18 protein-coding genes are annotated in these 21,457 nt (G+C 39.8%); 8 read left to right on the plus strand and 10 right to left on the minus strand.

Annotated features, from left to right (window positions below):
* Positions 1-133: 133 nt before the first annotated feature.
* On the minus strand, positions 134-2,353 hold the full coding sequence (locus tag ACULLG_RS07735) for a polyribonucleotide nucleotidyltransferase (RefSeq protein ID WP_452126194.1): 2,220 nt from the start codon (positions 2,351-2,353) through the stop codon (positions 134-136).
* 231 nt (positions 2,354-2,584) lie between these two features.
* The gene (gene rpsO, locus ACULLG_RS07740) at positions 2,585-2,854 is read right to left on the minus strand and encodes a 30S ribosomal protein S15 (protein ID WP_420602569.1); all 270 of its coding nucleotides are present in this window, start codon (positions 2,852-2,854) and stop codon (positions 2,585-2,587) included.
* 153 nt (positions 2,855-3,007) lie between these two features.
* Here rpsO and ACULLG_RS07745 point away from each other — a divergent pair, with 153 nt between their 5' ends.
* Both ACULLG_RS07745 and ACULLG_RS07750 read left to right on the plus strand, forming a co-directional pair.
* Complete coding sequence (locus ACULLG_RS07745) at positions 3,008-3,889, plus strand: hypothetical protein (RefSeq protein WP_452126195.1); 882 nt, start codon at positions 3,008-3,010, stop codon at positions 3,887-3,889.
* A 236-nt stretch (positions 3,890-4,125) separates the two neighbouring features.
* Positions 4,126-4,893 carry a hypothetical protein gene (locus ACULLG_RS07750; RefSeq protein WP_452126196.1) on the plus strand — a complete coding sequence of 256 codons (768 nt, stop codon included), beginning with the start codon at positions 4,126-4,128 and terminating at the stop codon, positions 4,891-4,893.
* Positions 4,894-4,923: 30 nt separating this feature from the next.
* Here the strand turns inward: ACULLG_RS07750 and accD are convergent, their stop codons facing one another.
* The 3 genes from accD to tamL are packed head-to-tail and all read right to left on the minus strand — an operon-like array spanning position 4,924 to position 9,520.
* Positions 4,924-5,784 (minus strand): acetyl-CoA carboxylase, carboxyltransferase subunit beta, encoded by an 861-nt coding sequence (gene accD / locus ACULLG_RS07755; protein WP_452126197.1) that lies wholly within the window; start codon positions 5,782-5,784, stop codon positions 4,924-4,926.
* Between the two features lie 24 nt (positions 5,785-5,808).
* A complete protein-coding gene (gene fbaA / locus ACULLG_RS07760) occupies positions 5,809-6,876 on the minus strand; it encodes a class II fructose-bisphosphate aldolase (protein WP_452126198.1) in 1,068 nt (355 codons plus the stop codon).
* 52 nt (positions 6,877-6,928) lie between these two features.
* Positions 6,929-9,520, minus strand: coding sequence for a translocation and assembly module lipoprotein TamL (gene tamL / locus ACULLG_RS07765; RefSeq protein WP_452126543.1), 2,592 nt, complete (start codon positions 9,518-9,520; stop codon positions 6,929-6,931).
* A gap of 24 nt (positions 9,521-9,544) precedes the next feature.
* On the opposite strand from tamL, the gene ACULLG_RS07770 reads away from it, so the two are divergent.
* A complete protein-coding gene (locus tag ACULLG_RS07770) occupies positions 9,545-10,267 on the plus strand; it encodes a TrmH family RNA methyltransferase (protein ID WP_452126199.1) in 723 nt (240 codons plus the stop codon).
* Here the strand turns inward: ACULLG_RS07770 and ACULLG_RS07775 are convergent.
* From ACULLG_RS07775 to ubiE, 3 genes are all read right to left on the minus strand, one after another.
* Complete coding sequence (locus ACULLG_RS07775) at positions 10,264-11,814, minus strand: sulfatase family protein (protein ID WP_452126200.1); 1,551 nt, start codon at positions 11,812-11,814, stop codon at positions 10,264-10,266. The genes ACULLG_RS07770 and ACULLG_RS07775 overlap by 4 nt on opposite strands.
* Positions 11,815-12,044: 230 nt before the next feature.
* The gene (gene porT, locus ACULLG_RS07780; protein WP_452126201.1) at positions 12,045-12,743 is read right to left on the minus strand and encodes a type IX secretion/gliding motility protein PorT/SprT; all 699 of its coding nucleotides are present in this window, start codon (positions 12,741-12,743) and stop codon (positions 12,045-12,047) included.
* A 4-nt stretch (positions 12,744-12,747) separates the two neighbouring features.
* A complete protein-coding gene (ubiE, locus tag ACULLG_RS07785) occupies positions 12,748-13,476 on the minus strand; it encodes a bifunctional demethylmenaquinone methyltransferase/2-methoxy-6-polyprenyl-1,4-benzoquinol methylase UbiE (protein ID WP_452126202.1) in 729 nt (242 codons plus the stop codon).
* 195 nt (positions 13,477-13,671) lie between these two features.
* Here ubiE and trkA point away from each other — a divergent pair, with 195 nt between their 5' ends.
* From trkA to ACULLG_RS07810, 5 genes are read left to right on the plus strand one after another with little or no spacing between them, the layout of a single operon-like run.
* Positions 13,672-15,021, plus strand: a complete 1,350-nt coding sequence (gene trkA / locus ACULLG_RS07790; protein ID WP_452126203.1) for a Trk system potassium transporter TrkA — start codon at positions 13,672-13,674, stop codon at positions 15,019-15,021.
* Complete coding sequence (locus ACULLG_RS07795) at positions 15,021-16,511, plus strand: TrkH family potassium uptake protein (protein WP_452126204.1); 1,491 nt, start codon at positions 15,021-15,023, stop codon at positions 16,509-16,511. Before trkA ends, ACULLG_RS07795 begins: the two co-directional genes overlap by 1 nt.
* 33 nt (positions 16,512-16,544) lie before the next feature.
* Positions 16,545-16,976 (plus strand): YybH family protein, encoded by a 432-nt coding sequence (locus ACULLG_RS07800; protein ID WP_452126205.1) that lies wholly within the window; start codon positions 16,545-16,547, stop codon positions 16,974-16,976.
* Positions 16,977-16,989: 13 nt separating this feature from the next.
* Positions 16,990-17,943 (plus strand): ornithine cyclodeaminase family protein, encoded by a 954-nt coding sequence (locus ACULLG_RS07805; RefSeq protein ID WP_452126206.1) that lies wholly within the window; start codon positions 16,990-16,992, stop codon positions 17,941-17,943.
* Positions 17,940-19,004, plus strand: a complete 1,065-nt coding sequence (locus tag ACULLG_RS07810) for a proline racemase family protein (RefSeq protein WP_452126207.1) — start codon at positions 17,940-17,942, stop codon at positions 19,002-19,004. The genes ACULLG_RS07805 and ACULLG_RS07810 overlap by 4 nt, the downstream gene beginning before the upstream one ends.
* 51 nt (positions 19,005-19,055) lie before the next feature.
* On the opposite strand, the gene ACULLG_RS07815 is transcribed toward ACULLG_RS07810, so the two are convergent.
* Both ACULLG_RS07815 and ACULLG_RS07820 read right to left on the minus strand, forming a co-directional pair.
* A complete protein-coding gene (locus ACULLG_RS07815) occupies positions 19,056-20,246 on the minus strand; it encodes a pyridoxal phosphate-dependent aminotransferase (RefSeq protein ID WP_452126208.1) in 1,191 nt (396 codons plus the stop codon).
* A 13-nt stretch (positions 20,247-20,259) separates the two neighbouring features.
* Positions 20,260-21,363 carry a fatty acid desaturase family protein gene (locus ACULLG_RS07820; RefSeq protein WP_452126209.1) on the minus strand — a complete coding sequence of 368 codons (1,104 nt, stop codon included), beginning with the start codon at positions 21,361-21,363 and terminating at the stop codon, positions 20,260-20,262.
* Positions 21,364-21,457: the final 94 nt, after the last annotated feature.

Consider the following 21,457-nt stretch of genomic DNA (forward strand, 5'->3'; position numbering starts at 1 on the left):
AACCGAAGCTCATTAAGTTATACGTAGGAAAATGCAAAAAGTTACATTTTGCCGAAATTTATTTGGATTTTTGTTGTAAAAAAGGCCCCAAGCGGTGCTTGGAGCCTATATTTTTGAAAAATTTGACTAAATACTAGTCTCTTCTAGGTTTTCTATCACGATTATCTCTACCTCCACGACGGTCACCACCTCTGCGATCATTGTTTCTAGGTGGACGCTCTACATAACCTTCTGGTTTTGGTAAAAGCGCTTTTCTAGAAACTTTCTCTTTTCTGGTTCTTGGATCAAGTCCGAAGTATTTCACATCAAAAACATCTCCCATGTTCACTACATCGGATACATTTTCGGTGCGTTCCCAAGCCAATTCAGAAACGTGGAGTAAAACCTCATTGCCCGGAGCTTCAACATATTCAACTACTGCACCAAAGTCAAGCATCTTGATCACTTTTACTTCGTAAACGCTACCAACTTCTGGCTTAAACATTAAGGCGTCAATTTTTGCAATAACAGCATCGATACCATCTTGACCGGTACCTAAAATTTCCACAATACCTTCTTCAGTATCAGGATCTTCGTTGATAACAATAGTCGTATTGGTTTCTTTTTGCAATTCTTGAATCACTTTTCCACCAGAACCGATAACAGCACCAATATATTCACCAGGAATAATCTTGGTAACAATTTTTGGAGCGTATGATTTAACGTCTGCGTTTGGAGCGGCGATAGTATCAGTTAGTTTTTCAAGGATATGAAGTCTTCCGTCTTTAGCCTGCATCAATGCTTTTACCAAGATTTCGTAGGACAAACCTTTTACTTTGATATCCATTTGGCAAGCTGTGATACCATCAGCAGTACCTGTGACTTTAAAGTCCATATCTCCTAAGTGGTCTTCATCGCCTAAAATATCGGAAAGAACGGCATATTTGCCAGTCTCCGTATCGGTAATCAATCCCATTGCTATACCAGAAACAGGTTTTTTAAGCTGAACACCTGCATCCATAAGGGCCATTGTACCAGAACATACGGTAGCCATGGAAGATGATCCATTGGACTCCAATACTTCAGATACTACTCTGACGGTATATGGACAATCTTCTGGAATCATACCTTTTAATGCACGTTGGGCCAAGTTTCCGTGACCTACTTCTCTTCGGGAAGTACCACGAATTGGTCTTGCTTCCCCGGTTGAGAAAGGAGGGAAATTGTAGTGCAAATAGAAGGTTTCTTCACCTTCAAAAGATGGCATATCTATCTGATTGGCTTCTCTGGATGTTCCCAAAGTAACGGTAGCCAAAGCCTGTGTCTCACCTCTGGTAAAGATGGAAGAACCATGAACAGATGGTAAATAATCGATTTCACACCAAATTGGTCTGATTTCATCGGTTTTACGTCCATCTAAACGAAGACCTTCTTCCAATGTTAGGTTACGAACAGCCTCTTTTTCCGCTTTGTAGAAGTATTTTGAAACTAAATCACCAAAATCTTCCAATTCTTCTTCTGAAAAAGTAGCTTTTACTTCCTCTTTAATAGCGTCAAAAGCAGCACTGCGTTCATGTTTTGCTGAACCTGCCTTCGCCACCGCATATACCTTATCATAAGTAAGATCATATACTTTTTTTGCTAGGTCTTCATCTTCTCTTTCAGGTTCGTACTCCCGTACTTCTTTCTTCCCAAAAGCTTCGGCCAATTTTATTTGCGCAGCACACTGAACCTTAATGGCTTCGTGTGCAAATTTGATAGCCTCAGTCATTTCCTCCTCGGAAATCTCATCCATCTCTCCCTCGACCATCATTACAGAATCAGCTGAGGCACCAATCATCATATCAATGTCGGATTCTTTTAACTGCTCTCTAGTTGGGTTGATGATGAATTCACCATTAACACGTCCAACCCTAGCTTCTGAAATGGCGCATTCAAACGGAAAATCTGAAAGTTGAATTGCGGCAGAAGCGGCAAGTCCGGCCATTGCATCTGGCATAACTTCCTCGTCATGTGACATTAATTGGATCATTACCTGAGTTTCGGCATGATAATCTTTAGGGAATAATGGTCTTAAAACCCTATCCACCAAACGCATGGTCAATACTTCGCCATCACTTGGTCTTGCTTCACGTTTGAAGAAACCACCGGGATAACGCCCAGCAGCAGCAAATTTTTCTCGATAATCTACCGTGAGCGGTAAAAAATCAACATCACTTTGCTTGTAATTGGAGACAACTGTACATAATAGCATACACTTGCCCGATTGGACAACAACAGAACCATGGGCCTGTTTTGCCAATTTTCCGGTTTCGATAGAAATTTCCCTACCGTCACCAAGGTCAATGACCTCTTTAAAAGTTTTTGGAATCATAGAATTAGTCTTACCCACTAAAATTTGCGTGGGTCGTTAAACATTTGGTCTACCGCCATCCGGACGGTCGGGTTGTGTTGTTGTTGTGTGTGCCAATGGCACTGACCAATGAAAAACTGTAGGCAGCTTTTTGTGTTTGCCCAATCTTAAGATTGGGACTTCTTTAATTTGTAATACCCTTCAGCAAGTTCAGGGTAAAAATAATGGGAGCCGAATAGACTCCCAATTATTTTATTTTCTAATACCTAGTTCTTTAATTAACTCACGGTATTTTACAATATCTTTTTTCTTTAGGTAATCCAAAAGACTACGTCTTTTACCTACCAATTTCACCAAAGAACGCTCAGTGTTGTAATCCTTGTGGTTCTTTTTAAGGTGTTGTGTTAAATGGTTGATACGGTGCGTGAACAATGCAATTTGTCCTTCCGTAGAACCGGTGTTGCTCTCAGAGCCGCCGTGTTTCTTAAAGATATCGGCCTTTACTTCTTTAGTTAAATACATTCCAATATTTGTTTAAATGATTTTTATGTATTGATTGTCTTTCAATCAGCGTGCAAAGATAACTTCTTTTTTTAGAATGAAAAATTCTGAAGTCGGATTAAACCTTTTGCTTTTGGATGGGTCATAGAACCAAACCCAAAAATTTTAATCATTATGAAAAAGAATCTTAAACAATTCAATTTTAAGAAAATCACCTCACTCTTTTTTGGAACAATTCTATTATTGGCAACATCCTGTTCAAAGGAGGAGGATTCTACCGAAAGTTTAGCTAGCACAGAAGTGATTTCGGCAACAGAATTACAGTATAGTGATGAGACCGAAATGATTTCGGAAGAGGTTACTGCCATTGCTGAGGATGTATATGCCTCGGACGAAATTTCGTTCATCTCAAAAGTGCCACACCGATCGGACTTTCTCCCAGATTGTGTCACCATAACCACGGTTATCACGGATACCACCAAAGAAAAGACCATTGATTTTGGTGAAGGTTGTGAATTGCCCAATGGAAATGTGTTGAGCGGAATTATCAACTTGAGTTATGCAAAGGATATGGAAGCTGCCACTAAATCTTTAGCGTTAAGTTTGGAGAATTTTACTTTCAATGGCGTTACTATCGAGGGAAGTGCAGATATTCTTAGAGAGCGCTCCAACGAGAACGGGAATCCGCAATCAACCGCCAATGCATCTTTTTCGGCAACTTGGCCTGATGGTGATACTGCTTCCTTTGAAGGAACCCGGACTAGGGAATGGATAGAAGGTTATGGCTCTGGTTTTTGGGGAGACAATGTTTTCTTAATTACTGGTAAAAGAACTTACATAGGACGAGAAGGTAACATCTTTATAAAAGAAGTGATCACACCTTTACGTAGAGAGATGGCCTGTAGGTTTATTGTTAGTGGAGTTTTGGAAATCTCAAGAAATGAGAACACCGCCAGCTTGGATTTTGGTGATGGCACCTGCGATGCTGTGGGAATCTTGACACAGCCCGATGGTACCGAAAAGGAGATTTTTTTGAGAAGGTTCAAGAAAAAATAACTTGTTAAAGAAAAACAGTCATATCGAGCGCAGTCGAGATGTCTCTTTTAAACTTATCATGAAAAAATAAAGGTTCTCGACTGCGCTCGAACTGACAATAAAAAGCCCCAATTTTGGGGCTTTTTTATATTTAAAATGGACCGTTCATCAATTCAGGGAATGTTTCATGAATCAAGGCGAAATAAAAATTCCGAATTACTGTTTATTAGGAGGATTCTTAATTAAGAAATAAATTGATGAGAATAAAGCTGGGCACCTATTCCCTTAAAATAAAATCGTTTTCCGCAGATGAACTCGGTTTGAAGGATGTTGAAAACCTTACCTTCAACATATATCAAAAGGTCTTTCATTTTTGGTATATCCCAATTTTTCCTGTGGAAAAACATTGGAAAATAAAGGATAAGGAAACAAAGAAGGAGTTTGAAGATACCACCCCGGAAATGCGCTCTGCCATAAACCTGAAAATGCTGAAAAGGCGCAGTCCAATCTGGAGCTATTCAGGTTCAATAGTTTTAGCACTTCCCGTATTGTTTTTGCTGGGTTATGTGATTTATGGAGCGGTTGATGTGTCAGCAGAGAATATTGGTAAGAGTTGGACCAAGAATTCCAGAATATCTGCAAAAGAGGATTTGGTTAAAATACCTGAAATTGATGATTTGTATACATTTAAGGTGATAGAGGTAGAGGCCGTAACGGATATGAACGGCCATATAGCCAAATATCAACCAAGCCCCTATTTTTCACCGCAAAAAATGGATTTCAAGGTCAATTATGTTTCCAAAGACTCTATAGGTTTCGATTTTGTAGAAGATCAAGGTTTTGTGGTTTATGGAAATGATGTTAAAAAGGAATTTAAACTTTCCAAAAAAGCCCTGTTGGGGGCAATTAAAGGATATAAAGATTTGAATATACTTAAACGTCCCAATGAAGAGGGGAGCAAGACTAAAAAACTGGCGGGAATCTTTCAAATTAAAAAGTCGGAGAATTTGGAAGGTAAAAACTGATATAAAAAAAGCCCCATTCCGGGGCTCTTTTTATGCTCTTAAGGGTTGATTTGTAATCAAATCGATGTATTGATTGATTTTCTTTTTTAAATCCCTTCTGTGGGAAATAAAATCCAAGAACCCATTTTCTTTTAAAAACTCAGAGGTTTGGAAACCTTCGGGAAGATCTTTCCCAACCGTATCTTTTACCACACGGGGCCCTGCAAAACCAATTAACGCCCCAGGTTCAGAAATGTTAATATCACCCAACATGGCATAAGAAGCAGTTGTTCCGCCTGTAGTTGGATCCGTGCAAAGGGAAATGTACGGAATTTTAGCTTCGGCCAACTGGGCCAGTTTAGCAGAAGTCTTTGCCAATTGCATTAGTGACAATGCAGCCTCCATCATTCGAGCTCCTCCTGATTTTGAAATCATTACAAAAGGGACTTTCTTTTTCTTGGCATGGTCAATGGCTCGTGAAATCTTTTCGCCAACCACACTTCCCATTGATCCACCAATGAAACTGAAATCCATACAGGCAATGACCAATTCTTTCCCCATAGACTTGCCTACAGCTGTTCGAACGGCATCTTTTAAACCAGTTTTTTGCTGAGCAGCTTTTAAGCGCTCCGAATATTTCTTAGTATCAACAAATTTAAGAGGGTCTTTGGCCGACAACTTTTCATCCAATTCTTTGAACTTATTGTCATCAAAAAGAATCTCAAAATATTCCTTACTGCCAATTCTTACATGGTAATCATCTTCAGGGCTTACGTAAAAATTCTTTGCCAAATCCTCAGATTCAACAATCTTTCCGGTTGGAGATTTGTACCAGAGTCCCTTAGGGGTGTCTTTTTTCTCCTCGGTAGCTGTTTGTATTCCCTTTTCCTTTCTTTTAAACCAAGACGACATGGAATCTATATTAGGTTAAACCGCTTAAAGCGTATTTACGTTATTAAGGTCTTCGAAGGCTTGTTTCAGTCTTTCTACAAAAGATTTTTCACCTTCTCGAAGCCAAACACGTGGGTCATAAAACTTCTTGTTCGGTTGATCGGCCCCATCAGGGTTGCCAATCTGTGCTTGCAAATAACCAGATTTATCTTGCACATAATCCCTAACTCCGGATAGGAAAGCATATTGAAGGTCAGTGTCAATGTTCATTTTAATGACACCGTATCCGATGGCCTCTCTAATTTCCTCCAAAGTAGATCCTGAACCACCATGGAAAACAAAATCGATATGATTGTGCTCCACTCCAAATTTTTCAGCAACAAATTCCTGCGAGTTTTTCAAGATTTTGGGCGTCAAAGTCACGTTTCCTGGTTTGTATACCCCATGAACATTTCCAAAGGCGGCCGCAATTGTAAATTTTGGACTCACCTTAGACAATTCTTCATAGGCATAAGCTACTTCTTCGGGCTGGGTATAAAGTTTAGAGCTATCTATATCGGTATTGTCCACACCATCTTCCTCGCCTCCAGTAACACCAAGCTCAATTTCCAACGTCATGTCCATTTTGCTCATGCGTTCCAAATAGTTCTTGCAGATCTCGATATTTTCTTCGATGGGTTCTTCGGAAAGATCGATCATATGTGAACTGAAGAGTGATTTTCCTGTAGCTGCATAGTGTTCTTCACTGGCATCTAAGAGGCCATCTACCCAAGGCAATAATTTTTTGGCACAATGATCCGTGTGCAATATTACGGTAGCACCGTAAGCTTCGGCCAACTGGTGAACGTGTTTGGCGCCAGCCACCGCTCCTTGTACGGCTGCTCTTTGGTTTTCGTTTGACAATCCCTTTCCGGCATTGAACTGAGCTCCACCATTGGAGAATTGGACAATAACAGGAGAATTTAAGGCTGCAGCAGTTTCCAAAACAGCATTTATGGTATTAGATCCAATCACATTTACTGCAGGAAGTGCATAACCATTTTCCTTGGCATGATTAAAAATAGCTTGAACTTCATCGCCCGTTGCAACGCCCGGCTTAATATTGTGGGACATACTTAGTTAATTTTTGGTTAAATAAGTGAACAAAAGTAATAAAATATTCGGTCTAGAAGGGATAATTTATACCGATATTAAAACCAGCGTTCTTAAAGTTATACTGCCTAAACCAACGTTTTGATGCTTCTTCGGCCGGATTGTAGGTTTTAAAACCAATGTCAAGCCTAAAAACAAAGTAGGTGAAGTCGTACCGCAGTCCAAATCCTGTACCCAATGCAATATCCGACAAGGAACTGAATCCACTGAAGATGGCTTCCGGGTTGTCCTCATTGTCAAATACATTCCAAATATTGCCAGCATCGGCAAAAAGAGCGCCTTTTACATCCCCAGCTATTGGAAAGCGATATTCCAGATTCATTGCCAGTTTAAGGTTAGCCTCATTAAAATCGTTGATGTTACTCGTTTTGCCCGGCCCGAGTTCATATGCGTTCCATGCCCTATTGTCATTAGAACCTCCGGCAAAATAACTGCGGACAAAAGGGATGCTTTCGGAATTTCCATATGGAATGGCAAGACCGAAAAAGCTTCGAAAAGCTAAAACTTTTGCGTTTCCAACTTCCCAATGACGAATAAAATCAAGTTCGGTTTTAAAATATTGGGAAAAAGGAACTCCAAAAACCAAAAGCTGGTCATTGTCATTTTTATTGTAGGGAATAACCCCGTCCAAAACAGAGAGCAGATTGCCCGCACTTTCCAATTTCATTCTGAATTGATAGAAATCGTTGTCATTGATATCGACCTTGCTATTTTTGGAGAGGGTATAATTACTGGCGAAGATCAAGTTGTTCTCTGTGAGTCGTTGTCTTCTTTCCTCAATACTATTTACATCACTAAATTCTTCGGGAGATACGGGAATCTCATTGTTCAATACTCGTTGGGCAAAAGTATCCGCACCGGAGGGAATAATTAACTGTAGCGGGTCTTCATTATTTTCCACGGATTCAAATAGAGAAGCATATTGAGGGTCATCTTGAAACTGATCAGCAATATTATCCAAATTACTGAAGGTGTTCTGGTAAACATTATAAAAGTTATCCGGGTTTACATTGCGTACAAACTCCACATTGAGCAATTCTATGGTATTTCGAAGACTGTTAGAGGGATTCCAATTGTAAGAGAGTACCGTATTGAAGGATTGTTTGTCGAGCCCGATATTTTTCTGAAAATTGGTACCCACCAAAAACCTACTTTGGGGCAACATATAATAAGGAATGATTTTTTCAGTATTGAATGGGAACCAGATCCTTGGAAAAGTAATGTTTACATCGCCTCCTATTTCTGAAGTAAATGTGCCGCTTGCCAAAGAAGAGTTACGGTCGTTAAGCAGACCAACAGAACCCCGGGCCGAAATGTTCAAAGTCTCGGCACCACCAAAAACGTTTCTGGTAATTACCGATGCACTAAATGCAGTACCTACACGCTGAATGTTGGAATGTGTTACATCGAAATCCAGATTTAGCGAGAATTTGGGACGGGGGGCAAGGTAGATGTTTGATGTCAGCATTGCCTCCCCAGTTTCCGGAATGAACTCAATATTTGGGTATTTGAACGTATTTAAATTGGTGATCTGGCGATACGTTCTGATTCTGTCCAAATCTCGATATACACTATCTTTTTCAAAGAAAATGGCATCCGTAAGGGCTTTGGGTTTATATTTTAGCTCGTTATTATAATAAATGGTATAGTTTTCGTGCTCAATCGATTGGAGCGAATCCGTGCTTCCTCCGATTAAATAGTCTGCATAAACATTGATTTTTTTAAAGCGGTGAATTTTATAGGTATTGTCAGAGAGGCTGTCATTGGCACTTCTGGGTTTTTGTATATTGAGCTGAACATCCATCTTTTGATCATCTGCCACCTTCGTGGTATCCCTAAGAATGTCATAATTGATGGAACTTTCTTGAAAATTGTAGACACCTGAATTTCTGAACAGCGTTGTGAGGCGTTCCCGTTCTACCGTAAAATTGCCTAGATCAAACTGATCTCCACTTTTAACGAGCGATTTGTCAAATGCCTTAATGTAAATGGAATCAAGTTCAGGGGAACTAATATTTTTTTGCAGGGTATCAATATAAAAAGGTTTATTCAAGGTAATTTGATATTCGATTTCTGCCCTTTTTTTCCGCTTTCCCTTTACAACATTATAGGTTCCTGTATTATTAAAATAGCCTTTACTGTTGTAGTAGGCTTTTAATCGATCTACAGATTTTTGGGTTTGTGTTGTGTCAATAACCACTGGTGCTTCCCCAATTCTTTTTAAAAAATCACTGGCCCCTTTGACCAAAAAAGATTCGCGCAGGCGGTTCACCTGTTTTTGCGAAAGGAGGTTATTTAAGCGTTTTTCCCTTTTTTCTTTTCGGTATAGCCAATTTTGAAAAGAGGAATCCGGATTTTCTTTGGCCATATTGTAAAGGTTTAAACGAAGCGGGTATCCCAGCAGGGTGCTGTTGGGTTTTTGGGAGATTAAGCTCTTGATATCACTGTTATTGACCTTTGAGCTATCCGCATATAGGGAATTTTTGGTAAGTAGAAATTCCCCGTCATCCACTTTTTTTAAGGTATTGCAGGCAGCCATGCCAAACATAAGCAACAATAATCCTATTTTTGCCCAGTTGTGCAATAGACCTGAAAGTGCCCTCATAGAAGCCAAAAATACACGATTTAGATGGTTACCAAAAACCAAATTAAACTAGTTAAGAGCTTACAGCAAAAAAAGTACCGAACTCAACATAAACTGTTTGTTGTGGAAGGAAAAAAAACGGTTTTTGAATTGATTGAAGCAGGTTTGGAACCATATCATCTGTTTGTGGATGCCAAAATCGTAAATAAGGATTTTAAAGATTTTGTTACGGTCTCTTCTTCAGAGTTAAAACAAATGAGCAGTTTAAATACCCCGAATGGGGTCTTGGGTGTATTTAAAATGCCAATTGATATGCCAACTAACAGTTCAAATTGGGTAATAGCGTTGGACAATGTCCGTGATCCGGGTAATTTAGGGACCATTATTCGATTGTGTGATTGGTTTGGAATAAAACAGCTGATATGTTCATTGGGTACAGTGGACTGTTACAATCCAAAAGTGCTGCAGGCGACCATGGGCTCTATTGCCCGGGTGAATGTTGTTTATGTTGATTTGGTGAAATACCTAAAGGAAACGCACCAACCCGCTTATGGGGCTTTTATGGATGGAGAAACGGTTTATGCTTCCAGGTTACCGAAACATGGGATTTTGATAATGGGAAATGAGGCCAATGGAATTTCTTCTGAAATCGAATCCATGATTTCCAGAAGAATAGCCATTCCACAGTTTGGGGAACAAACCACAGAAAGCTTGAATGTAGCCACTGCTACAGCAATTCTTTTAAGCGAAATTAGAAGAGAGGGTTAATCCAGTTCTGCTTGCAATATTTCAATCATTTCAGGATGATTTTCATCCGTGTCCCTAAAATGTTCCTTTTCTTTTTTCAATTCGACCTTCATTTCAGCAATGATGTCCGCATATTTTGGGTCATCTATGGCGTTATGCAATTCTTTTGGATCTTCTTTTAGATCATAAAATTCCCAAGCAAGCTGTGTTGAGGTAGAATCGCTACCATACATGCCCAATCCTTGTCCATAAAAAAGAGCAAGCTTGTATCTTTTATTACGAATACCGAAATGGGCCGGTCTATCAGGTGAGTGAAGCCAATACCGGTAATACATTTGTTCGCGCCAATCTTTGGCTGTATTTCCCTTTAGATTTTCACGAAAACTTTTGCCCTGGATATAATCTTGTGGCGGCAAACCGGCATAATCGGCCAATAAGGCTGCAAAATCAATATTCAGAATAATATCATCCAAGCGTTTGCCCTTCATCGTTTCTTTTGGGTATCTAATCACAAATGGCATACGAAGACTTTCCTCATAGATCAGTCGTTTGTCAAAAAAACCATGTTCCCCTAAAAAGTATCCTTGATCGGCGGTGTATATAACAATGGTGTTGTCGGCAATGCCTTCTTCCTCCAAATAATTAAGCAGTTTACCTATGTTGTCATCGATAGCCGCCCCACATCGAATAAAGTCTTTTGTTAGCTTTTGGAATATTTTACTCCTTTTTTGAACACTGTCCAGGCCATCTAGGGGATAGGGAAGACCTGGATACGAAGTCCAAAAAGTTTCGGGACTTTCGGTGGCTTTTTGCCATCGAATGCCCAAATTCTCCAATTTTTGCCCCTTAAATGATCTTCCGGTGGTTTCTTTGCCAAAATCATAGAGTGATTCTGGCTCCGGAAGGGTCACATCTTTCAGATAGTCATTGTATCGCTTCGGATATTCAAAAGGTTCGTGGGTGGCCTTAAAGCTGCAGACCATCATAAAGGGCCGGTTGTTTTGTCTTTGTTTTAAATGTTCAATCGTCAAATCTGTGATTACATCGGTAGAAAAGCCCTCATGGGTAATGCCTTCTTCCTTTTTGATATAGCCGTCTTGCCAGTTTTCCTTGACTTTGAAGACCGGATTCCAGTATTCGCCCTGGCCGGGGAGTACCTTGAAATAATCGAACCCTTCAGGCTGCTTGTCCAAATGCCATTTTCCAATGATTGCGGTCTGGTAACCCGCTTCTCCCAAAGATTTTGCAATGTTGGGGTGTCCCTCGGGCAAGGATTCCCGCAGTGTGTATACCTGATTTAAATGGCTGTATTGCCCGGTAAGAATAGCGGCACGACTTGGACTGCAAATGGAATTTGTGCAAAATGCATTATCCAAAACCACACCTTCATTGGCGAGTCGTTGTATATTTTGATTTTTCACATAATCCTTCAATTGTCCCCCATAAATTCCCCAAGATTGGGAAGTGTGGTCATCGGACAGAATAAATAAAATATTAGGACGCTCTTCTTCTTTTTGGGAGTTACATCCAATCAAAAGCACCAGCAAAGGAATAAGTAAATAGCGCATATTCAAGTTTTTAATGAAATGAGCATAAATTTTTTCGGTGGTACATTTCCCACCAAAATGAATAAAATTTATACGAATTACTGAATGTCTTGAAATTTTTAAAATATTAAAATTCAATGATTTAAAAATTTCATACGGATGAAATTAGTGAACCTATTTCATTTATAAAACTCAATCGACAAACAACGCTTCTTGAACTCTAAATGGTGGTGGAAGGGGAAAGGAAGCTTCTACTCAAATGTAAAATTGATAAAGAAACCTCGGGTGCGCATGGCGTCAATATTACCTGTCCATGGGCTGTTTGGGTCGTTGTCCGGTACAATTTCGTCCGTAAGGGCAAAAACTCCTCGAATGGAAGGTGAAAACTTGAAATATTCGGTATATATGTCAATGCCAAAACCAAGTTCGTAACCGTATACATTTTTCTTCATTCGGAATTCACCACTGCTGTTATCATCCAAGCTATCTTCCTTGCTACCTAAATTCATAGCTGTATAAACACCTCCGGTAATGTATGGTTTCCAGTTGCCAAACCTTCGGGCACTAGCTTTTAATAACAATGGAAACCGAATATAGGTTGATTTAACTTCTCTTAGCGCATCTGCTTCAGAAGTAAAACCAGGAAAACCCAAAGTTCTTGCAGTATAAAGTAAACCAGGCTCAAAGCGGGCATCCAAAAATTCATTAATACGTACCTCTCCAATAAGGCCTACATTGAAACCGATACTTTTATTGACCAAAATGTCTTGACCTATGTCATTTTCGTATTCAAATTGGAAGTCATACTGATTGAATCCCAGGTAGTATCCCCAGTTCAATAACTTCAAATCTTCACTTTGAAGGTTGAGTACGGGGTCTTTTTTAAACTGTGCCAAGGAATTTGGACATGCCAGTATCAGCAAGCCAAAAAGAAGAAGGACATTTCTCATCAAATTATTTTGTAGCGACATATATAGATGCCACCCCAAATGTCTGGGGTTTGTTCTCTATACCTATAAACCCGATTTTGCCCAAAATATTGTTGAACGCCTCTCCATGTGGGAAAACAGAAGCGGATTCACATAAATATGCATATGCCGATCTATCCTTAGAAAAGATTTTACCAATTGCAGTGAGAATGTATTTCGTGTAAATACGATACCCTTGCTTAAAAGGTGTTTTAGTTGGAACCGAAGTTTCTAACACTACAAAGCTCCCACCGGGTTTGAGTACTCTTAGAATTTCGCTGAGTCCTTTTTCTAGATTTTCAAAATTTCGAACGCCGAAGGCAACAGTTATGGCATCAAAAGAGTCATTATCAAATGGAAGGTTTTCGCTGTCCCCCACAATCATTTCAATGGTATCTTGAAGGTTTTTGGCGACAACTTTTTCCTTTCCAACCTCCAACATGCCAGGAGATATGTCCAATCCCACAATTTTTTCGGCGCCCGTGGCCGTCATGGCTATAGCAAGATCACCAGTTCCTGTTGCGATATCAAGAATGTTTTTTGGAGCTTTGGATTTAAGTATAGCAACTACTTTTCTCCGCCATTTTAAGTCAATGCCGAAAGAAATAACCCTATTCAACCCATCATAATCCCCAGAAATGGTATCGAACATTTGCCTGACCTGCTCCTTTTTACCTAGGTCTGAATCTTTATAAGGTTTGACTTTTTTCGACATCTGATAAATTTGCTGGCAAATATACAACTTCGGTATATGGAAGGGGTACAAAAATAATTATGTAATTTTGCCGTGCAATCATGGAAAGCTTTTCCGTATTATGTTAGGTATTTGTCTTAGGGACCGCGGCTGTTATTCTTTGTTGCCGCTCATGACACACAAATTGAACTTTTTGGGAACATTTTATTCTAATCAATGAAAATAATAATTGCGGGAGCAGGTGAGGTAGGCTTTCATTTGGCAAAATTATTGTCCTATGAAGCCCAGGATATTACATTGATTGATACGGACAAGGAAAGTTTATCGTATGCGGATAATCATTTGGATATTAGGGTACTCCGTGGTGATGCCACTTCAATAGAAGTGTTAAGGGATGCCCGTGTTGAAAGTTCAGCACTGGTTATAGGGGTTACGGCATCTGAAACTACAAATCTCACACTTTGCATGTTGGCAAAACAGCTGGGCTGTAAACGTACCATTGCCCGAATTTCCAATACGGAATTCATGGATAACAGGGAATTGATAAAGTTTGATGAACTTGGAATTGATGAATTGATTTCTCCGGAAGAACTTGCCGCAACAGAAATACAGTTGTTGTTAAACCAGTCTGCGTTTAACGATACCTACGAATTTGAAGAAGGATTGCTGACAATGATAGGGGTGTTCTTGCCAAAATCAGCCCCGTTTGTAGGTAAAATGGTTAAAGAAGCGGCTAAAATATTTCCAGAACTCCATTTTATGCCAATAGCCTTACAACGAATGGGTACCCAATACACCTTGATTCCACGTGGGGATACTGTTTTTAAGGAAGGTGACCAAGTCTATTTTATTACTTCCGATGAAGGCGTGGATGAGCTGTACAAGCTTACTGGTATGCAGAAAAAGGAAATCAAAAATGTGATGATTCTAGGTGGAAGTAAGGTTGGTTTCAATACAGCTCGTGACCTATGCAATAAAAAATTCAATGTAAAATTGATAGAAAAGGACAAAGAAAAGGCCTTTGATATTGCTGACGAACTTCCGCATGCCCTGGTTATCAATGGTGATGGTAGAAATGTGGAGCTTTTGGACGAGGAAAGCCTGGAATCCATGGACGCCTTTATCGCAGTTACAGGGAATTCTGAGACAAATATTATGTCCTGTTTGGTCGCCAAATCAAAGAAGATAAAAAAGACCATCGCCATGGTCGAGAATATGGATTATTTCCAACTGTCCCATTCCATTGGTGTGGACACCCTGATCAACAAAAAGCTATTGGCGGCAAACAATATATTCCGATATATAAGAAGGGGAGAGGTTTTGGCTTTGACCCGATTGAACAATTTAAACGCCGAGATATTAGAGTTTGAGGTAAAAGCTACTTCATTGGTAAATGGGGAAATTATCCGTGAATTGAACTTTCCCAGGGAAGCCAGTATTGGCGGAGTGATTCGGGATGGCAAAGGCATCATTGCTCTTGGTGATTTCAGAATTCAGGAGGGCGACCGCGTTGTTGTTTGCTGCTTGCCCAAAGCGATTCCAAGAATAGAAAAGTTGTTCTTGTAATGGGACTCAATACCCGTATCATAATCCACATTATGGGGCTATTGCTACTATGCAACGGCTCATTTATGCTTTTGGCTGCTTTTGTAAGTGGTATTTATGATGATGGGGTTACTCTGGACATTACCCTTGCAGCTATTGTTACAATGTTGTTTGGAATAATGGCTATGTTCGGTACCCGTGGCCATAAAAAGGAGGTCAAAAGAAAAGAAGGGTACATTGTAGTGACCTTCGGATGGATTATCATGTCCATTTCAGGAACGCTCCCGTATCTTTTTTCTGGCGCAATTCCTACGGTGACTGATGCTTTTTTTGAAACAATCTCCGGTTATACAACCACGGGAGCCTCAATATTGGATGATATAGAAATATTGCCGAAGGGAATCCTATTCTGGCGAAGCCTAACCCATTGGATAGGCGGAATGGGTATCATTGTACTGGCCATAGCTATTTTACCACTTTTGGGAATAGGAGGGATGCAGTTGTTTGCCGCAGAGGCTCCGGGACCTGCAGGGGATAAATTACATCCGAGAATTACGGATACCGCCAAACGACTGTGGTTGATTTATTTTGGATATACGGTGGCCGAGACCATTCTTTTAAAATTGGCCGGAATGACCTTCTTTGATGCCATGAACCATTCCTTGGCAACCCTTTCCACAGGTGGATTTTCCACCAAAAATGCAAGCTTGGCCTATTGGAACAATCAACCTCTAATCCAATATATTACAATTGTTTTCATGTTTTTGGCCGGGAGTAACTTTGTATTAAGCTATTTCGCTTTCACTGGTCGGGTACAACGCATAATAAAGGACGAAGAGTTTAAATATTATACCACCTTCATTATCTTATTTACCATTACGGCTTTTTTAGTAGTGAATTTTAAAGCGAATGTTGAGGTTTCCGATTTCCATCCTATGGTGTGGGGAGAAGGTGAAAGTTCCTTTAGACATGCTCTTTTTCAGGTGGTTGCGATTGTAACAACAACTGGATTTGTAACAGCTGATTTCACAGGTTGGACACCATTTCTTACCATTTTCTTTTTTGGATTGATGTTTTTGGGAGGGTCAGCAGGTTCCACTGCAGGTGGAATAAAAGTAATGCGACACTTGCTTATCATAAAAAATGGGATTCTAGAATTTAAGCGAACACTGCACACTAATGCCATAATACCGGTCCGCTATAATAATAAAACGGTTACCGAGCATATCGTGTACAATATCATTGCCTTCTTTGTGCTCTATATGTTGTTTTTTATAATTGGATCTCTGGTTTTGGGCTTTCTGGGTCTTGATTTTGTATCGGCAATCGGAGGTTCGGCTTCATCATTGGGAAATGTCGGTCCCGCATTTGGTAGTCTCAACCCTATGAGCAATTACAATAGCCTGCCGAATGCAGGTAAATGGTGGTGTGGCTTTTTAATGCTGTTAGGGAGGTTGGAACTGTTCACAGTGCTGATCATACTTACCCCATATTTCTGGAAAAAAACGTAGCTTACCTCTGTTTTAGAATTCAATATTTATTTTATGAAAAAAGCCATGTTCCTTGTAATGGGTATTGCCCTATGCTGTTTTGGTTGCACTGTTTCAGAACAAGAAGATAAAGAAGAAATCATGCAGATATTGTATAATCAGGAAGAAGCTTGGTCCAATCATGATTTGGAAGGGTTTATGCAGGGATATTGGAAGAATGACTCTTTGCAATTTTATGGAGCAAGAGGACTTACATTGGGCTGGGATAAAACCCTATCAGGATACAAAGAAAGATACCCTACCGAGGCAGATACAGGTACTTTAAAATTTACCGTTGATGCCGTAACCAAAATCGATTCGAATTCTTATTATGTTATGGGGCAGTATCATCTTATGCGAAAGGCAGGGGATGCAAATGGCGTATTTCTGATAGTACTTCGAAAGATTGATGGGGAATGGAAAATTGTGGCCGATATGTCTTGCTAAAACACCATTAAAATTGGAACAACCCTTATATATTGATTCAACTTTTATTGAAGAAAACACCAACTTTTCCGAATTGGTAGAAGAGTTGGAAAACGCTTTTGCGTCAAAAACTGTTTTAATCCCCAAAAGACACCATCATGACTTGCCCAACCCAAGAACCGAGCAGGACACTACATTGTTGTTGATGCCAGCTTGGAATCCTGGTAAAGAAGCCGGGGTTAAAGTGGTTACGGTTAACCCGGGCAATGATAATTTCGGGTTGCCATCCATTCAAGGAAGTTATTTGTATCTGGATGCAGTTACAGGTGTTTTAAAAGCAATAATGGAAGCCAAAAGTTTGACCGCAAAAAGAACAGCTGCAGCATCTGCCTTGGCTTCATCCTATTTATCAAAAAAAGATGCATCTTCAATGTTAATGATTGGTACGGGAGCACTTTCGGTGAATCTGATTAAAGCACACGCTTCCGTCCGACCCATTGAAGAAGTTTATGTGTGGGGTAGAAATTTGAAAAAGGCAGAGGGAGTATGCCGGGCACTTTCGAATCAGGAATTTCGTGTCAAAGCAATATCCAAAATGGAGGAGAAAATTTCAGAAGTGGATATCGTCTCCTGTGCAACGCTTTCTGAAGAACCTTTGGTTTTCGGTAAAAATCTGGTTGCTGGGCAACATATAGACCTGGTTGGAGCCTACAAACCCAATATGCGCGAGGCTGATGATGATGTTATTATAAAAGCTTCAGTTTTTTTGGACACGTTTTCAGGATTAAAAGAAAGTGGTGACATAGCCATCCCTTTGCTAAAAGGAATTCTAAAAGAATCTGATATTAAGGCAGATTTATTCAATCTCTGCGGCGAAACTCATTTAGGGAGAACAGATGACAACGAAATTACGTTGTTCAAGTCCGTTGGACATGCTTTAGAGGATTTGGCCGCTGCCACATATTACTATTCCAAATTTGAAAAATGAGCAGTACGTATAAAAATATACTTAAAAAAACTACTTTTTCAGCCCCTTCAGATTGGCTGGAAATTAAAACTATCGATATGCATACCGGAGGGGAGCCTTTAAGGGTGATTGTTGATGGTTTTCCAGAGCTAAAGGGAAATTCCGTTCTGGAATACCGAAGGTATTGTAAGGAAAACTATGATGATTTGCGCACTGCCCTAATGTTCGAACCTAGAGGACATGCCGATATGTATGGGTGCATTTTAGTACCGCCCAATGATGAAAATGGGGATTTCGGCATTTTGTTTTTACATAATGAAGGATATAGTACCATGTGTGGTCATGCCATTATTGCGATTTCTACTCTAGCGGTTCAGATGGATTGGATTCATGTGAAAGAAGGGGAAAACATGCTAAAAATTGATGCCCCCTGTGGAAGAATTATTTCTTACGTCAATATTGTGAATAAACAGGTAAAAGACGTTCGGTTTCATTGTGTGCCCAGTTTTGTGGTTGGCCTTGATAGAAAAGTTGAGGTGAAAGGATTGGGAGAGGTGACCTATGATTTGGCTTATGGTGGCGCATTTTATGCTTATGTGGATTTAAAAAAGAATGCTATAAAATTGAATCTTTCTCCTGACTCATACCAAGAGATGATTACAAATGGAATGGCCATAAAAAGAGCGGTGATGGAGCAAGATTTGGAAATTAAGCATCCCTTTGAAGATGACCTGAGTTTTTTATATGGTACCATTTTTATTGATGAATCTTCCAAAGAAGGTATTGATAGTAGAAATGTCTGCATTTTTGCGGAAGGAGAAGTGGACAGGTGCCCCACAGGTTCGGGAGTTTCAGGAAGAATGGCAATACATTGGGCAAGAAAGGAGTTGGAAATGAACCAAGCCATGTCCATTGAAAGCGTTACCGACTCTATTTTTGTAGGAAGTGTGGTTTCAGAGCAGGATTATGGTCCTTTTAAAGCAGTAATTCCACAAGTTGAAGGTACAGCTCATATTACGGGGAGACATACTTTTCTTATTGACCCAAAGGATCCGATGAAGAATGGATTCATCCTTAGATAAAAAAAAAGGGAACCTTAAGGTTCCCTTTTTAGTTTGAGTTTAGGTATTCTTTTATGATACTGCAGAAGCAATTCGCGAAATGGCTTCTTTAATATCATCTTCACTGGCGGCATAGGAAATACGAATACTGTTTCCATTTCCAAACGCATCACCTGTAACAGTTGCAACATTGGCTTCTTCCAGCAAATACATGGCAAAGTCGGAAGCATTATTGATTTGTTTTCCATTCAGTGTTTTTCCAAAGAAAGAACCAATATCAGGATAAACATAAAATGCGCCCTCAGGTTCGTTGCATTGGAAACCAGGAATATTGTTCAGTAATTCTAAAATAAGCTTTCTTCTATTCTTGAATTCATCCACCATGTATTGTACGCGGGTTGGAGATTCCAAAAGTGCGGTGATTACGGCCCGTTGTGCAATACAATTGGCACCACTGGTCACCTGTCCCTGTAATTTATTACAAGCCCTTGCAATATAAGTGGGTGCACCAATGTACCCAATTCGCCAACCTGTCATGGCAAAAGCTTTTGCAACTCCATTAACGGTAACTGTACGGTCATACATATCCTCAAATCCAGCCATTGAAGCATGCGCCGTTACCCCATAATTGATGTGTTCGTAAATTTCATCACTTACCACCACAATTTGTGGGTGCTTCTGCAACACATCGGCCAAGGCCCTAAGCTCTTCTTTGCTGTATATAGATCCGCTTGGATTACATGGAGAGCTGTACCAAAGCATCTTGGTCTTTGGGGTTATGGCAGCCTCCAACTGCTCTGGGGTCATTTTAAAATCATTTTCAATAGAAGTGGCAACTTCAACTGGAACCCCATCGGTAAGTTTAACAATATCGCTATAACTTACCCAATATGGGCATGGTAGAATAACTTCGTCACCCTTGTTCAAACAAGCTTGGGCCACATTGTAAAGTGCTTGTTTTGCACCTGTTGAAACCACAATTTGGGAGCGGTCATAATCGATGCCGTTATCCCGTTTGAATTTAGTAATAATGGCGTCCTTTAACTCTACATATCCATCAACTGGAGTGTAGGAATTATATCCGTCGTTTATTGCTTGGATTGCGGCTTCTCTAATGTAGTCTGGAGTTTTAAAATCCGGTTCCCCCAAACTAAGTCCAATGATATCTTTTCCCTCAGCTCTTAATTCGCGTGCTTTTGCAGCCATTTCGAGGGTTGCGGAAGGGACTAAACTATTGATCCTATCCGAAAGTTGGTTACTCATAAATCCAATTGTTTTACTGGTATTGAAGGGCTGGATTCTTACCTAGCTCCCTCAAATGTTTGAAGTGCGAAATTATCGCTTTTCTGGTAGTTTTATATTCGTTGTAAGGTAAATTAAACTCCCTGGCAGTCTGTTTCACAATTTTGGAAATTTTTGTGTAGTGAACGTGACTGATATTTGGAAAAATATGATGTTCCACCTGGTGGTTCAGTCCACCCGTAAACCAGTTTACAATACGGTTCTTAGTGCCAAAATTTACGGTCGTCGCCAATTGATGTATGGCCCAAGTGTTTTTCATGGTTCCACTTTCATCTGGTAATGGGGTTTCCGCTTCATCGACAATATGGGCCAATTGGAAAACCACACTTAAAATTACCCCTGCAACATAGTGCATAATAAAGAAGCCCAATAACACTTGCCACCATGCAATTTCCACAAAAATCAATGGAAGCACGATCCAAATGGTGATATAAATAAGCTTGGTGATTACCAAAGTACTCCAGTTAATAACAGGATTTGGTAACTTTCCATAAGATAGTTTTCTTTTCATGTAACGATACATTTGCTGAAAGTCTGTGGTGATCGCCCAATTGAAAGTCAACAGACCATAAAGGAATATAGAATAGTAGTGTTGAAATTTGTGATGCTTTCGCCATTCGGCATGTCTGGAAAATCGAAGAATCCTTCCTGCTTCCATGTCCTCATCATGATCTTGAATGTTCGTGTATGTATGGTGCAATACATTATGCTGTACTTGCCAGTTATATACATTGCCGGCCAATATGTAAATACTGCCGCCCATGAGTTTGTTCACCCATTTTTTGTTGGAGTAGGAACCGTGGTTGCCATCGTGCATAACATTCATCCCAACTCCCGCCATTCCAACACCCATAGTTACTGACAACAGCACATATCCCCAGAATGGGAGATTTAAGGTCAGCATCAAAAAATAAGGTGCAAGAAATAAAGCGAACATCACCACAGTTTTGAGGTGAAGTTTCCAATTACCGGTTTTCTTTATCTGATTTTCATTGAAGTATTGATTTACTCTCTTGTTCAATGTTTTAAAAAATTGGGCTGAATCTTTTCTTGAGAACCGGATAATCTCCTTTTCCATAAAATAAATTTTTTCAAAGGTAACCAAATTGACCGCTCAACTTGTTCACCTTTTCTATAAAACGATGTTAAGATGCCAAAAGTATTAATTTTGC

This window comes from Flagellimonas sp. 2504JD1-5 (assembly GCF_053618295.1).